The sequence below is a fragment of the Actinomadura sp. 21ATH genome, assembly GCF_041951345.1.
Lineage (GTDB): Bacteria > Actinomycetota > Actinomycetes > Streptosporangiales > Streptosporangiaceae > Spirillospora.
Window position 1 is genome coordinate 1 of sequence record NZ_JBGNUR010000003.1, and the last position, 14,541, is coordinate 14,541.

Annotated in this window: 13 protein-coding genes and 2 pseudogenes; 7 read left to right on the top strand and 8 right to left on the bottom strand. The window is 71.6% G+C overall.

Annotated elements, in window-relative coordinates:
* The first annotated feature begins 139 nt into the window (after positions 1-139).
* Positions 140-391, top strand: coding sequence for an STAS domain-containing protein (locus ACA361_RS12215; protein ID WP_375012017.1), 252 nt, complete (start codon positions 140-142; stop codon positions 389-391).
* Positions 392-430: 39 nt separating this feature from the next.
* Here the strand turns inward: ACA361_RS12215 and ACA361_RS12220 are convergent, their stop codons facing one another.
* The 3 genes and pseudogenes from ACA361_RS12220 to ACA361_RS12230 all read right to left on the bottom strand — a co-directional run bounded on the left by ACA361_RS12220 (position 431) and on the right by ACA361_RS12230 (position 1,794).
* Positions 431-589, bottom strand: a complete 159-nt coding sequence (locus ACA361_RS12220; RefSeq protein WP_375012018.1) for a hypothetical protein — start codon at positions 587-589, stop codon at positions 431-433.
* Positions 590-644: 55 nt separating this feature from the next.
* Positions 645-779 (bottom strand): annotated as a pseudogene (locus tag ACA361_RS12225) (STAS domain-containing protein); the annotation flags it as partial.
* 607 nt (positions 780-1,386) lie between these two features.
* On the bottom strand, positions 1,387-1,794 hold the full coding sequence (locus ACA361_RS12230; RefSeq protein ID WP_375012019.1) for a VOC family protein: 408 nt from the start codon (positions 1,792-1,794) through the stop codon (positions 1,387-1,389).
* A gap of 226 nt (positions 1,795-2,020) precedes the next feature.
* On the opposite strand from ACA361_RS12230, the pseudogene ACA361_RS12235 reads away from it, so the two are divergent.
* The 4 genes and pseudogenes from ACA361_RS12235 to ACA361_RS12250 form a co-directional block, all read left to right on the top strand.
* A pseudogene (locus ACA361_RS12235) lies at positions 2,021-2,195 on the top strand (HTH domain-containing protein); the annotation flags it as partial.
* A 170-nt stretch (positions 2,196-2,365) separates the two neighbouring features.
* Positions 2,366-2,620, top strand: a complete 255-nt coding sequence (locus ACA361_RS12240) for a hypothetical protein (RefSeq protein ID WP_375012020.1) — start codon at positions 2,366-2,368, stop codon at positions 2,618-2,620.
* Positions 2,621-2,830: 210 nt separating this feature from the next.
* Positions 2,831-3,655: a YihY/virulence factor BrkB family protein gene (locus ACA361_RS12245; protein WP_375012021.1), complete on the top strand. Its 825-nt coding sequence runs from the start codon at positions 2,831-2,833 to the stop codon at positions 3,653-3,655.
* Positions 3,656-4,248: 593 nt separating this feature from the next.
* Positions 4,249-5,901, top strand: coding sequence for a SpoIIE family protein phosphatase (locus ACA361_RS12250; RefSeq protein WP_375012022.1), 1,653 nt, complete (start codon positions 4,249-4,251; stop codon positions 5,899-5,901).
* 65 nt (positions 5,902-5,966) lie between these two features.
* On the opposite strand, the gene ACA361_RS12255 is transcribed toward ACA361_RS12250, so the two are convergent.
* Positions 5,967-6,284 carry a hypothetical protein gene (locus tag ACA361_RS12255; RefSeq protein WP_375012023.1) on the bottom strand — a complete coding sequence of 106 codons (318 nt, stop codon included), beginning with the start codon at positions 6,282-6,284 and terminating at the stop codon, positions 5,967-5,969.
* A gap of 763 nt (positions 6,285-7,047) precedes the next feature.
* Between ACA361_RS12255 and ACA361_RS12260 the strand changes: the two genes are divergently transcribed.
* Positions 7,048-7,950, top strand: coding sequence for a hypothetical protein (locus ACA361_RS12260; RefSeq protein ID WP_375012024.1), 903 nt, complete (start codon positions 7,048-7,050; stop codon positions 7,948-7,950).
* Here the strand turns inward: ACA361_RS12260 and ACA361_RS12265 are convergent.
* Entirely contained in the window at positions 7,893-8,441 is a 549-nt protein-coding gene (locus ACA361_RS12265) for a PadR family transcriptional regulator (protein WP_375012025.1), read from the bottom strand. The two genes, ACA361_RS12260 and ACA361_RS12265, sit on opposite strands and share 58 nt — an antisense overlap.
* Positions 8,442-8,535: 94 nt before the next feature.
* Here ACA361_RS12265 and ACA361_RS12270 point away from each other — a divergent pair, with 94 nt between their 5' ends.
* Positions 8,536-8,979, top strand: coding sequence for a hypothetical protein (locus tag ACA361_RS12270; RefSeq protein ID WP_375012026.1), 444 nt, complete (start codon positions 8,536-8,538; stop codon positions 8,977-8,979).
* A 162-nt stretch (positions 8,980-9,141) separates the two neighbouring features.
* On the opposite strand, the gene ACA361_RS12275 is transcribed toward ACA361_RS12270, so the two are convergent.
* From ACA361_RS12275 to ACA361_RS12285, 3 genes are read right to left on the bottom strand one after another with little or no spacing between them, the layout of a single operon-like run.
* Positions 9,142-10,506: an FtsX-like permease family protein gene (locus ACA361_RS12275; protein ID WP_375012027.1), complete on the bottom strand. Its 1,365-nt coding sequence runs from the start codon at positions 10,504-10,506 to the stop codon at positions 9,142-9,144.
* 2 nt (positions 10,507-10,508) lie between these two features.
* Positions 10,509-11,348, bottom strand: a complete 840-nt coding sequence (locus ACA361_RS12280) for an ABC transporter ATP-binding protein (protein WP_375012028.1) — start codon at positions 11,346-11,348, stop codon at positions 10,509-10,511.
* A 34-nt stretch (positions 11,349-11,382) separates the two neighbouring features.
* Complete coding sequence (locus tag ACA361_RS12285) at positions 11,383-14,496, bottom strand: BTAD domain-containing putative transcriptional regulator (RefSeq protein ID WP_375012029.1); 3,114 nt, start codon at positions 14,494-14,496, stop codon at positions 11,383-11,385.
* Between the last annotated feature and the right edge of the window lie 45 nt (positions 14,497-14,541).

The window sequence follows — 14,541 nt, forward strand, 5'->3', positions numbered from 1 at the left end:
ACAGGTACAACGCCACCGCGTCGGCCTTGAACTCCTCCGGATAGTGCTTCAGCGCCATCGATGACATCTCTTCCCCTGGACCTCAAGATCCAGTCTCCAAGGTGTCCACATCCAAGGGGGAAGGCCCCGGGTCGGTGGGTTGATCGATCAACGCAGCGAGCCGCGGATCGCGCTGGAGCTGGCGGAGCTGGTGTTCTGTGATTCCTCGGGGCTCAACGCGCTGGTGCGGTTGTGGAAGCGGGCCGCGGCCGCCGACGGGGAGCTGGTGCTGGTGGCGCCGCAGGCCCGGGTGACAGCGGCGCTGAGGCGCACCGGGCTGGACCGCTTCCTGCGTGTCTGCGCCGCCGTCCCCGGCAACGGCGGGACCGGTGCTTCACCGAACGCGCGGTGAGCGGCCCGGCGCCGCCGGGCGGCCGGGTCCGGGCGTGCGTTAGGCGGGTGCGCTGCGGGGCGGGTCGGTGTCCTGCTGCTGCGGGGAGGGTGTGCGGGGCTCGGTCAGCATGGCGGTGAGGGCCTCGGCCACGGGGATGTGGGCGTCCATTTGCAGCAGGTCGAACACCCGCATCGCGCGGGCCTGCAGGGCGGCCACCCGCAAGGCGCTGTGGTGGTGGGGCGGCGTAGGTGTGGGCGTTGACCACGCCGATGCCGGAGCTGTCGATGAAGCCGACCTCGGCCAGATCCAGCACCAGCCGGTCGGCGGGACTGCGGTGGGCGTGCTCGATGTAGGTGGCCAGCGCTGGGGAGGTGGTGGCGTCCACCGCGCCGCTGACGGCGATCACGGTGACGCCGCCGGGCAGGTTCTGATGCGATGCTCCCAGGCTCAAAACCGGACTCTACGGCTTTCCAGGCCGCGCGCCCAGGGTGATCGCGCGCCCGGCGCGATCATGGCCTGGACCAGGGACGGCAGGGCCGTTCCCCGCTTCGATCCGCCCACTGGGCGAGCCCGTCCGGTAGACCCGGGGTCCGGAGGGCGGCGCGGGGCTAGCGTGCCCGCCGCACCTGGAAGCGGGCGGCCGGCTGCCGTGACCCTGGGCATTCAGGGTGCTGCAGCCGGCCGCCGGGAGCGAGTTCGGTGTCAGGCCGGGGTGCGGCGGGCGCATCCACGATCGGCGCGGCATCGCCCCCGCGCCCCGATGCCCGCGCCCCGTTGCCCGCCGGAGTCGTGGCGGCGGCCCCGGGCGCGGGCGAGAATGCGGTCACCCCGCACGCCCGGTCCGGCGCTCGGTGGGGAAGCTCCGGGCCGGGCGGCGGCCAGCTCGGGCGTTGCGCTACGGGCCGTTCATGCCGCCATCGGGCTCGTGAGCAAACCCTGCGTCCGGCCGCGCCGGCGGCTAGGGAGATGAGTCCGGCACCCCACCACCGGCCCGGGGCTCCTTCCGTGGTCGATCAGGACTGCTCCTGGCTGATGTTGACCATCCAGGTGATGCCGAACTGGTCCACGAGCGAGCCGGCCTCATCACCCCACAACTGCTTCTCCAAGGGCAACGTCACGGTGCCGCCGACCGACAGCCTCTCGAAGTAGCCGCGGAGTTCGGCGCCGTCGCCGCCCAGGAAGACCGCAACGTTGTTGCCTGGGGCGTGGGGCATCTCTTGCCGGACGTCCCAACCCATCAGCGTGTAGCCGTCCCGGGTGCGGAGCGTGGCATGCATGATCTTGTCGGCGGATGCGTCCGGCGAGCCGAACTCGGCGTACGTGCCCATCTCCAGTTGGCCGCCCAAGACGTCGTGGTAGAACGTCATCGCCTGCCGCGCGTTCCCGTTGAAAGCCAGGCACGGGTTGAGTTGAGACCCCATCCGATGCTCCTTCGTGTGAGTGAATTGCGAACGGCCAGGACCGCGGCAGCGGGCACCGACGGTTTGTCCGAACCTGGCAGCGCTCGACCGCCGAGGTTCGGCCCGCGGGAACTGCTTGCGCGCCAGACCGTATGGAGTGACCGCTCAGAGGGTCTGAGGGAGTCACTCGTTAAGCCTCCCGGCAATACACGACACCCTGTGTCGTGTATTCCGCAGAACCTTTCGTATGCACTCCGACCGACTGGATTCGCTGGTCCTGTTGCTGCGGCGGCACGGTCGGCTGTCTGCGGTCGCGCCGGCCCGCGAACTGGAGGTATCCACTCGCACTGTGCTGCGCGACATCGAAGCGCTGTCAGCGGCCGGCGTCCCCGGTCTACGCCGAACGCGGCCGCCGGCGCGGCGCATCTCCGGATCGCCCTCCGGATCATCGGGTCGGCTGATCGCCCGGCAGCCACGTCACCCGCTGACAAACGATCACCGGCTCGGGAACCGGCCACCGGCCAGCACGAGCACCCCGGCCCCGCTCACACCAGGCCCATGAACTGCGACTTCAGGATGGACGACCGTCACCGTGACGATGCTTGCGGCGTCGGTGGTGGATGTCTCGCTGGTGCCCGCCATGCCGTCGGAGTCCTACTGTGCAGCGGTGCGTGCCCAGATTGAACGGATCCAGGCCCACAACAACCAGCCCGATACCGCGCCCCGTAGCGAGCGGATCCGGGCCGATGACAACTTGCCGCCCGGGGTGCGCGCACTCGTGCGCGCCCAGACCGAGGGGGACCGGAACGAGTGGGTTCAGGCCCATGGCGACCAGCCTGGCGCATGAAGTCACCGCGCCCGGGAATGCCCTTCGTGGATCCGCCCTTCGACGTCGGCGCACCTCGCCCATGGGGGTTTCATGCCGATCCCACGTCCGGCGGACATCTTCAGAGGGATCCTTCGACGCGCCTGGACAACGCCGCCGCCATCGTGTGAACGGCTGAGGTCGGTCTGGCGGTTGGTCCGCCGGACGGTCGCGCAGGCATGGTCGGACCGGGTGCTGGGGTTGGCGGCGGAGGCGGGATTCTGGGCACTGTTGTCGCTGACCCCGTTGCTGCTGGTGCTGGTGGCCGCCATCGGGTACCTCGCCCCGCTGTTCGGCACGGACGTCGTGGCCGAGGTGGAAGCCCGCATCCTGGCCGGCGCCGAACAGGTTCTCGCGCCGACGGCTGTCGAACATGTCGTCAAGCCGGTGCTGACCGACGTGCTGCGCCACGGTCGCGGCGGGATCGTCTCGATCGGGTTCGCGCTGGCGCTGTGGACCGGGTCCGCCGCAATGAGCACCTACGTCAACGCCATCGCCATCGCCTACGGAATGCGTGACATGCGATCGGCCGTGCGCGCCCGGGCCCTGTCGTTCGCGCTGTATCTGGGCGCACTGGCCACCGGCACGGTCATATTGCCGCTGCTGGTCGCCGCCCCTGGATGGATCACGGCAGCCGCGCCGGACACGGCCGCGCACACGGTCGGACCGGTGGTGCGGTACGGATACTGGCCCTTCCTCATCCTGGTGTGCACCGGGCTGCTGGTGACGCTGTACCACCTCGCCACACCGGTACGCCGCCGCTGGTACCAGGACCTGCCCGGCGCCGTCGTCGCGATGCTGCTGTGGCTTGGCGGCAGCATGGCACTGCGGTTCGTCTTGTCGATCGCCATAACCCACAACGCCACCTACGGAGTGCTGGCCGCGCCCGCCGCCGCTCTGCTGTTCCTGTACGTCACCGCGCTGGCGGTACTGCTCGGAGCCGAACTCAACGCCCAGATCAACGAACAAGATGAAGTGAGGCGACGGGAACCGGTTCCACAGCAGCACCCGCTATGAGCGGTAGAAGGCTGTCTGGAACAGACCGGGCGCCGGCACGGCGGCCTGTTACCTCGCGGCACGAGGCGGCACACGTGGTGGTGATTCTGCGCCGCTGCGTAAGGCCTAACGGTGTCGGTGACCAACCAGCCTCCACCCGCCGGCCCGCCGACGCCGACCGCAGGCGGCGGCCGCGGCCTGCCCGGCCTAACACGCACCCCATGCGAGCGGGTCCGATGACGGCGACGAGGCACCGCCGGCGCCCCCTCCCGTCCGTGACGCCCGATAGAAGCAGCACCGAAAGGGGAACGAACATAGCCGACACCGACCGCGTGATTGGCTTCAGTCATAACCGATCGGGCCCACCGATGCGGTCTCCGCGGGGAACGCCCGGCTCCTGGACGGCTGGGACCGCTCTCACCTCTCGCCGACGTTCCTTGCCCAATGATCAAAACTACTGCCCGAAGTGCCCCTGCACGTGCGGGTGGACCGCCACGTGCGGGAGTGGGTGTGGTGAGGCGTGGGAATGGACGTGGTGACGGCCCCGGAGGGACTGGATGGACGGTCTTGCGCACGATCGGCCGGGCACGGTGCACGCAGGTCTGGTCGAGGCGATGAACCCGGGGGTTCTGGCCACCGACGGGTCCGGCCGTATCACGGCGTGGAATCCGCGGGCCCAGGCCATCCTCGGGTACACCCGGGACGACGTGCTGGGGTGGCGGCTGCACAGGCTCCTGCACCCGGACGACGAGGGCGGCACCCCGCCGGAGCGGGAGCGCCGCCTCATGCGCGTGCTTCGCACCGGTGTCCCCGATCACGCGGACAGCGTGAGATTCCTCCATCAGGACGGTCGGCCGGTGATGTGCTCCTGGTCCTCGGCACCGATCTACGCCGGCGACCGGGATGGGAAGGGGCGCGATCCGGGACCGATGGCCGGGGCCGTCATCGTCTTCCAGGACACCGCCGACCTGCTGGCGGTCGAACGCGAACGCCGTGACCGGACGGCGCAGGTGCAGCGTGCCAACACCAGGCTGGCGCTGGTGGCCGAGATCACCACGGTGCTGTCGTCCACGCTGAACGAGACCGAGGCGCTGCGGCGGCTGGTCCGGCTCGTGGTACCCGCGCTCGGGGACTGGGCCGAGGTCGACCTGCTGCGTCCCGACGGCGGCCTGGAGCCGGTCGCCGGAACGCACCGTGACCTTTCCGCCGACGGCGCCGCATGCCTGGATGAACCGACGGCGGTACTTCCGCGCACACCCCGTGATCGGCTGGCCCAAGTGCTGCGCAGCGGTACGACCCTGGTCGTCAACGGCCGAGCCGACGTCCGTGGCGACGAGCCGGCGGCCGCGGCCAAGCGGGAGTTCCTGCGCGTCATGGACGCCCACAGCGCGATCGTCACCCCGCTGGCCGCCCGGGGTGAGGTCTACGGCGCGCTGGCGCTGGGGCGTTCCCGTCCCGGGCAGGATTACGGGCCCGAGGACAGGCTCGTGGTCGAGGACATCGCGCGCCGCACCGGCCTGGTCCTGGCCAACGCACGCCTGTTCGCCGCGCAGCGCAACACGGCCGAGGCGATGCAGCGCAGCCTGCTCACGCCCCTGCCGCAACCGGGTCTTCTGCAACTCCAGGCCCGCTACGTGCCGGCGGCGCGAGCCGGCTGGGTCGGCGGCGACTGGTATGACGCCTTCTCGCTGTCCAACGGCACCACCGGCCTGGTGATCGGTGACATCGTGGGCCATGACCTGCGCGCGGCGGCCCGGATGGCCCAGGTCCGCAACATGCTCAGAGCCCTGGCGTGGGACCTGGACGGGCCTCCCAGCAGTGTGCTGGAGCGTCTGGACGGTGTCATGGCGGCCGTCAGCGACGCGGAGATGGCCACCGCCGTGTTCGCCAGGATCGAGCGATCGGCCGCCGGGATCTGGAACCTGCGCTGGTGCAACGCCGGGCATCCCCCGCCACTGCTGATCACCCGCGCCGGCGGGACGCGGTTCCTGGACGAGCACGGGATGCTGCTCGGCAACCCCGAACTCACCGGCACAAGGCCCGACACCGTCCGAGCGCTCCCGCCGTACTCCACCGTCCTGCTCTATACCGACGGCCTCATCGAGACCCGCGGCACCGACCTGACCGACCGTCTCACCGGTCTGCGTCACCAGAGCGCCCGCCTCTCCCGGCTTCCCCTTCACCACCTGTGCGACCGGCTCCTTGAACGGATGGAGCCCAGCGGGGAGGACGATGTGGCCCTCCTCGCCGTCCGCATCCCCGGCTGACCGCGCCCAACGATCACCGCGCGGACCGCCGGGTCCTCCGGCCGCCGAGCACGAACGCCGGACGTCTACAGCGGTTCGCTGACCCAGCGCCAGGTGCCGTCTTCGTCGCGTGCGCTCACCAGGTGCGGATCGTTGGAGTCGGCGAGTTCGGCGATCGTCCGGACCAACCGGCGATGGAACTCGGCGGGCGGATGGTCGCCCGCCGAGCCCTCCAGGAGGGTCACGCTGAGCTTGGCGTCGTCGCGGAGCTGCGCGGTCAGCCGGCCGGTCCTGTCCACGCGCGGCATCACGATCGCGTCGGCGCGGACCAGGTCGCAGCCGCCGCCGGCCGCGACCCACACCTCGGGCACCGTTCCTGCCTCGGCACCACTGACGCCGACCATCTCTGGGAGGCGCAAACCCGCGGCGTCGCGCGCTGAACCGCAAGCCGGCCCCACGGCTTCGGGACCGGCCGAACCATGCGGCACCTGCGCGCGGTCGCCGAAGGCAAGGATCGCGTCGTTATGTCAGCTTGTCGTTCAACGTCTGGGCGGATCGCCCTTCAGCATCGACGTGACCACCAGCCATCCTCGCCTGGGGCCAACGGGTCGGGATGGCTTCCCGCGCGATAGCGATCATCGAGTGGCTCCACCAAGCGACGCAGCTCACGAGCTGGTCGCGCGGGAAGTGCATGGAGAGCAAGTTCCAGGGTCGCTCGCTGTTCGTTTCGGTGGACCGGAAGGCACAGTTCACACCCGCAGCCACCCGTCAGGGCCCGGCCGAGGCGATGGGCCGCCAACGACCACCAGCGCAGGGCATCGGCGATGGCGCCAGGCCACAGCCGATCGTGCTCCAGCCGGGCGATCGCCGCGGTCAATGCGTTGGAGGCGCGGGGAAGATTCGAGGTTGGAGCCAGAAGGTGTCCGCGCATATGTGAGGCGCTGGAGGCCCGGACACGGGAAGGCCGCCTACGCGGCATCGTCCTTTCGGAGCAGCTTCATGATCCTCATCATGCCATCCGGCACTGAACTGCGCATACATCGTGTTTTGCTTGATGGCGGACATTTTGGTGACAGTGGGCTGTGGCGGTCGAGGCATCTCGTCGCCGGACGGCCGTCGTCTCATTCTTGGGCTGGATGAGTCCATCGAGAACGGGAGACGACGGCCGTGGACTCCACTGTGACAGCCGTTCGCTCGGGCGCCACCGGTGTTCCTGTTGGAGGGCCTGCCGATCGAGGTACTGGGCAGGATGCGCTCGGACCGGGGCTGCGCCGCACCGCCCCTTCGCGCACCGAGTTCCTGCTGGCCAACCCGCTGGGCGGACGTCCGCCCAAGCACGGCGGCAAGTTCGTCTTCGGCGATCCCGCGACCTGGGGCGCCCCGCACGCCCAGACCACCACGCCCGGCACCGCCATCACCTGGGATCGGCTGCGTCCCCGGCTGACCCGAGGCTCGACCTGGGAACACCTGCCCGGCCGGCTACCGGTCATCTCCGGGACGGTGATCCGGCTCCAGGTCGAGCACCTGCCCACCGGCGGCGCCCAAGCCATCTGGCTGTGGTGGTCGGGGACCGACGCCACCGAGCACGACGTCGACCGGCTCTGGATTGCGTTCCTGGGCCGCTTCGGCCTGGAGCACGACTTCCGCCTGCTGAACCAGACGCTGGGCTGGAACAGCCCGCGCCTGCGCTCCTCGGCGGCCGCCGACCGCTGGACCTGGCTGATCCTGCCGCCCACGCCCACTGCGCCTGGCACGCAGGCTCGCCCGCGATCTGCGGCGGCCCTGGGAACGCCCGCTGCGACCCTACCGACTCACCCCCGCCCGCGTTCGCCGCGGGTTTCGGCACCCGCCCAAGGCGACCGCATTCCGCGCCCACTGGCGTCCCGGTGGACGGTCGGCCCGGTGCCCGTCCCGGTGGACGAGGGGCACGGTGCTGGAGGTGACCGGCAGCGGGCTGCGATCGGCGTTGTTTCTTGTGTCGTGAGGGCCGTTCGGCTTCGCGGTCGGGGTACTCAGTCGGCGTCGAGGCGGTCGGGGTCGGTGGCGAGTGATTCCCAGAAGTCGACGTAGGCCTGCTCGTGCATGATTCCGAGCTTGAGGATCCGGGCCCGCGACACCAGTCGCGCGTCGTCCGACGGGTCGAGCTCGGCGCGCAGCGAGCGGTAGACCTCAAGCCAGTAGCGGTGTTGTGTCGCCTGTTCGCGGGCGAGCGCCACCACGTCGGCGGGATCGCCGAGGTCGGCGAAGAACAGCTTGAGCTGCGAGGGATCACGGGTCTCCGGCTCGGAGGCGTGCGGGTCGCCCAGCCACTCGCGCAGCGCCGTCCGACCGGCGTCGGTGAGGTGAAAGACGCGACGGCGGCGCCCGGTCCGCTCGGCCTCCTCCCGCAGCAGTCCCAGCTCGGCCAGCCGCACCGGGATCCGATAGAGCTGCGCGTGCGGGATCGGCCAGAAGTACTCGACCGATTCCTCCACCCTGCCCTTCAGCTCGTAGGGCGTCATCGGGCCGTGACGCGCGATCAGCCCCAGCACCACGTACCCGGGTGAGTTCAGCTCGGTCACACCCACCATCCCTCCCTTGACACCGTCCCAATGAGACTATAGCGTCCATCTCATCGCGACCGTATCAGTGAGATGATCCGGAAAGGGTCAAGTGATGACCATCGACCTGCAGTCCACGGATGTACGGGAGATCGGCGCCCGGATGTTCGACCTCTGGTCCGCGATGTGGAACGGCGACCAGGGTCTGGCCGACCAGATCATGGCGCCGGAGTTCCGGCTCCGGTACGCCCAGCCGGGCGCCGATGAGTTCGACGGCATCCGGCGCCGCGATCAGCTGACCGAGAAGATCGAGGGGTTCCGCCGGGAACGTTCCGGGCTGAGTTTCGCCGCCGAAGGCGAGGCCGTCGTGGACCTGGAGCTGCGCGACGGGCTCCCGAACGGCAAGATCGCCCGCCCCTACCTGGCGTGCTTCACCGACGAGACCGGGCGTGATCTGCGCATTAGCGGGATCGACATGCTCCGCATCGAGAACGGTCTCATCGCCGAGGTCTGGTCGGTCTCCGGCGGCCGCTCTGGACGGGCCTTCTGGAGCGACTGACGGGCCGCGGCGACCCGGGCCGCTCGTCGAGGCCCGCTCCCGCTGATTCTTGCGAAGCCGCGGCCCGACGGCACGGGTGCGCGTCGGCGATGACCGGCTGGAGCGGCTGCGTGTCAGGAGTGGGCCGCCGGGGCGGTCCACTCCTGACACTTGCCAGGCCGGTTAAACCGTTGCCACCGATTGGATGGCGGGTGTCCGCAGGACGCGGTGTGCGGTGCCGAGCAGGGCGGTCAGGGTCACGGCCGCGGCCACGCCCGCGGTGCCGGCACAGATGCCCCATTGCGGATCGGGCAGCAGGGTGCTGTTCTTGGCGATGCTCATCGGCAGGACGGTGGTCATGGCGGCGATCGTGCCGAACGCCACGCCCGCGATGGTGAGCACCGTCCCCTCCAGGAGGATCATGCCGAGGACCTGCCGGTGAGTCGCGCCTGCCAGGCGCTGCTGGCCCAGTTCCCGGCGGCGGTGGGTGGTGGAGGCGATCAGTGTGTTGATCAGCATGATGCAGGCGAAGGCGACGATCGAGCCGATGACCACGAAGTTCAGTGTCCGGACGGCGTCGTCGTCGGCGGTCTTCATTCCGGCGGTGGTGTTGGCGTGGTTCTGGATGACCTGCATCCACAGGGTGCCCACCGCGATGCCGACGAACAGGATCACGGGGGTCAGCGCGGACGCCGACTGGGCGATGCGGCGGCGCAGGTTGAGGACCGCCAGGTAGCCGCCGGCGCCGCCGTAGCGCAGGACGGGCCGGGTCAGCAGCGCGTTGGACCAGCGCACCAGGACCGGGGCGAAGCAGGCCATGCCGATGGCGAACAGGACGTCCGCGGAGCCGGCGAACTGCATGGCGTTCAGTCCCTCGGGGCCGGCGAAGGAGCCCATCACGGCCAGTTGAACGCCCAGTCCCAGGAACACCACACCGACGATGGCGCGGATCTTGCCCATCCGCGCGCCGTCCTGTTTGGGGCCGGCCGCGCTGCCCAGGGCCTGCACCACCCGCATGTGGGCCACGCGGCGCGAGGTCAGCGCGGCGGCGGCCAGGGCGGCCAGGACGGTGACGCCAAGGCCCAGGAGCGGGGCCACCGGCCCGAAGGCGTAGTCCACGCCGGTGTCGACCTGGCCGCCGTTGCGCATCAGCGCCAGCAGTCCGTGGCCGGCCTGCGCTCCGACCGGGATCGCCAGCATTGCGCCTGTGAGCGCCACGAGTGCGGCCTCGGCAAGGATCATGCGGCGCAGCTGGGCGGGGGTGGCGCCGGCGCTCTTGAGCAGGGCCATCTCGGTGGTCCGCTGGTTCACCGACAGCGCCATCGTGGAGGTGACGGCGAAGGCGACCAGGAACAGCCCCCAGCCGCCGACCACGGTGGCCATGGTGATCAGTTTCTCCTGGTCGGTGCCGGACACGGTGCCGGCGGCCGCGGTGTCGGCCAGTGACCCGAAGGCGATCACCAGCACCGCGCCGAGGAAGACCGCCAGGAAGGTGGCGGCGAAGGCGCCGGTACGCCGCCGCAGCGACCGCAGGGCCAGCCCGAGCATGATCAGAACCCCTCTCCGCCGCGGCCGGCCGTGGCGAGGGCGCCGGCGATTTCGGTGTCACGGTGCTGCCGTGCCGTGGAGTCACCGAGGCGGGTCAGCCGTTCGGCCACCGCCTGGGCGGTCGGGTTGGACATGCGCCCGGCCAGCCGGCCGTCGGCCAGGAACACCACGGCGTCGGCGTAGGAGGCGGCCACCGGGTCGTGGGTCACCATCACCAGCGTTCGCCCGAAGGCGCGTACCGACTCCTGCAGCAGTTCCAGCACCTGGCGGGCGCTGTGGCTGTCGAGTGCACCGGTCGGTTCGTCGGCGAAGATCACGCTCGGTTCGCTGACCAGTGCCCGGGCGATGGCGACCCGCTGCTGCTGGCCGCCCGACAGCTGGCTGGGCAGGTGGTCGAGCCGCTGTCCCAGGCCCACCCGTTCCAGGACGGCGCGGGCACGCGCCCGGTCGGTCCGCCGTCCGGCCAGCTTCAGCGGGAGGGTGGTGTTCTCCATGACCGTGAGCGTGGGCAGCAGGTTGAACTGCTGGAAGATGAAGCCGATCCGCTGCCTGCGGAACCTGGTCAGCGCCGCCTCGCTCTTGCCGCCCAGCTCCAGGCCGTCCACGAAGACCCGGCCGGTATCGGGCTGATCCAGCCCGGCCGCGCAGTTGAGCAGGGTGCTCTTTCCCGATCCCGACGGGCCCATCACCGCGGTGAAGGTGCCGCGCGGCAGCGCCAGCGACACCGCGTCCAGCGCGGTCACCCGAGCGTCCTCATCGCCGTGTGCCTTGCCCACCTCCACCAGCCGCAGGGCCTCGACGCTCTCGTGGCCGATGCTGTGGGTGTTCAGTGTCTGTGTCATGTGAGCACTGTTCATGACGGCGCCTACCGCGGGCTTACAACGGGCTGACCGTCGCTGACGATGTGCCCAGTTCGGCCAGTGCCGCCTCGGCCGTCCTCGACGCGCCCCGCTGTCTGACCTCGGCGAACCTCAGGGCCCCGATCAGGTCCCGCACGCCGGCCGCCGTACGCGCCGCGCCCGCTTGCGCCGCCGGTTCCGCGCCGCGAACCGCATCGCTCAGCCCCAGCACGAACGCCGCCCGCTCACCGTCGCCGGCCAGCAGGGCCGCACCGGCCAGCCCCTCGACCGCATCGGCTGCCGCACCGAGGTCGCCGGCGCGCAGGGCCACCTCCAGCGCCTCGCGGTGCCTGGCCTGCGCCGCCTCCACGTCCTGCTCGGCCTCGGCCACCCGGCCCAGGCCCATCAGCGCACGCATCCGGGTGCCGGTCGCGGAGGCGTGTTCGGGTACCGCGTCGTACAAGGCCATCTCGAACAGCCGGCGGGCGGCGGTCAGGTCTCCCTCCAGGCGGGCGGCCTCACCGAGCCCGCAGCGGGCCGCGCCCAGTTCCTCGCGCAGTCCGTTGCGCCGGGCCACCGACTCGGCCCAGGCGAACTCGGCGCGTGCACCGTTGAGGTCCCCGGTGCGCAGCAAGGCGGCACCCCGGTTGCAGCGCATGGTCACCGCCGCCGGCATCGCGTCCAGTTCGCGGGCCGCCGCGATGCCCTCGGCCCACAGCTCCAACGCCTCCCCGTGCCGCCCGCGCCGTGCCGCCAGCATCGCCGCGGCATCGAGCGCCTTGGCCGCCCCGATCCGGTCCCCGAGGGTGCGGAAACCGCGCAGCGCGGCCTGGAACTCGCGTTCGGCCGCGTCCTGCGGCCCCCCGGTGCGCAAAGCCGCGTAGCCGCTTCCTATCCGTCGCAGTGCCTGCGACCACGGGTCGGTGCCGACCTGCGTGTGCGGGCGCCGGCGGCTGGCTTCGGTCGGCCCGGCGGTCATCGCCCACAGGAAGGTGAGGTACGGATATCGCGGCGGCTCGGTCCGGCCGTCCATGACGGTCATGGCCTGCCGCCACCATGCGGACCGCTCCGGGGTGTCGCCGCCCTGGCCGTGGGCGTTCAGCACGCACAGGACGTACTCATCGGCCAGCCCGTCGGGCACCTGCCGGCCGGCCGCACGCAGTATCTCCTCCGCCAGCGGCGCGACCTCCCCGCGCAGCCCGCGCAGAAACCAGTATCCGCTGAGCAGGCCGGCCAGGCGCAGTGCCCGGCGGGGTGCCGCGGGAAGGGAACGGCGAAGCGCGGCCAGAAGGTTGGGGTGCTCGGCATCCAGCAACCTCAGCCACTCCAACTGCCGAGAGCCGCGCAAGTGCGGCTCGGCTTCGGCCGCCAGCCGCAGACACCATCGCGCATGAGCGGCCTCCACCCGGGCCTGCTCGCCGGACTCGGCGAGCCGCTCCGCGCAGAAATCCCGGACGGTCTGCAGCATCCGGTACCGGCCGACGGCGTCCACCTCCACCAGCGACTTGTCGACCAGCCTGACCAGCGCGTCGGCCGGGTCGTCCAGGTCGTCGCAGGCGCAGACCTCCACCACCGCGCTCAGCGGGGCGCCGCCCACGAACACCGCCAGCCGCCGGGCCAGCGCGCGCTCCTGGTCCGCCAGCAGGTCCCAGCTCCACTCCACCACCGCGCGCAGCGTGCGGTGGCGGGGCGCCGCCGTCCGCTCCCCGCGCTCCAGCAGCCGGAACCGGTCGTCCAGGCGGGCCTCCACCTCGGCCAGCGGCAGCGAGCGCAGCCGCGCGGCGGCCAGTTCCAGCGCCAGCGGCAACCCGTCCAGCCTGGCGCAGATCCGCAGCACCGGCCCCAGTTCGGCCTCCCCCAGGCGGAAGGCGGGCTGGACCGCCGCCGCCCGGTCGGTGAACAGCCGGACCGCCGCGAAACCGAGCGCCTCCTGAGCAGAGAGCTCGTCGGCCTCACCGCCGGCCGGGGTCTCCAGCGGGGCCAGCGGCCACAGCATCTCCCCGGTGATGCCCAGCGCCTCCCGGCTGGTGACCAGGACCCGCACCTGCCGACATCCCTCCAGCAACCGCTGCACCACCACAGCCGCTTCGTCCACCACATGCTCGCAGTTGTCCAGGATCAGCAGCGCCTCCCGTTCGTCCAGGGCGGTGAGCAGCCGTCCGATCGGATCGGGCCGCGCTCTGTCGCCGTCCTTCAGGCGTCCCACGCCGTGCAGGTCCAAGGCGCCGGCCACCGCCTCGGCGACCCCGCCGCCGGTCCCGCCGGCGTCCACGACCGCGAGGTTGACGAACCGCGCCTCGGCGACGGTCCGCTGCACCGCCCGCTCGGCCAGTTCCAGCGCCAGCCGGGTCTTTCCCACCCCGCCCGGGCCCACCAGCGTCACCAGCCGTCTCGCGGCCAGCAGCTGATCCACCTGCGCCAACTCCGTCCGCCGGCCCACGAAGCCGCTCACGCGCGCGGGTAGCCCGGACAGAGCCGAGGCGCGCTCGGGTGCCGGGCGCACCTCTCCCCGCAACACCGCGAGGTGTGCCTGCGTCAGCTCCGCCGACGGGTCGGTCCCCAGTTCCTCGGCCAGCACACGCCGCGCATCCTCGAACTCCGCGAGCGCTTCGGCCTGACGTCCCGCCCCGGCCAGCGCCCGCATCAGCTGCCCCCGCAACCGCTCGCGCAGCGGATGCTCGGCCGCCGCCTCCTGCAGCCGTGCCACCACCGCCGCGTACCGGCCCAGCTTCAGCTCCGCCTCCGCCAGGTCCTCCAGCGCGGCCAGGCGCTGCTCGGCCATCCGCGCGGCCTGGGCGGCGGCGAACGGCGCCTCGGCCAGATCGGCGAGCGCGGCCCCCTGCCAGAGTCTGACCGCCTCGTGCAGCAGCGCCGCGGCGTGCGTGGGTTCTCCCGCGTCCAGCGATCGCCTGCCGTCGCGCGCCAAGCGCGCGAAGCGATGCACGTCCACCCGCTCCGGATCGACCGCCAGCCGGTAACCCGCGCCGCTCATCTCGATCGGCGCCGCGACCCCGGCCGCTCGCAGCCCGCGGCGCAGCCGCGACACCTGCGCCTGAAGGGCGTTGACGACGCCGTCGGGCGGCGCGGTGCCGTACACGCCGTCGATCAGCTGCCCGGTACCGACCACCCGGTCGGAGTTCAGCGCCAGCAAGGCGAGCAGTGATCGGGGGCGCAGCCCCCGACGTGCACCGCCGCG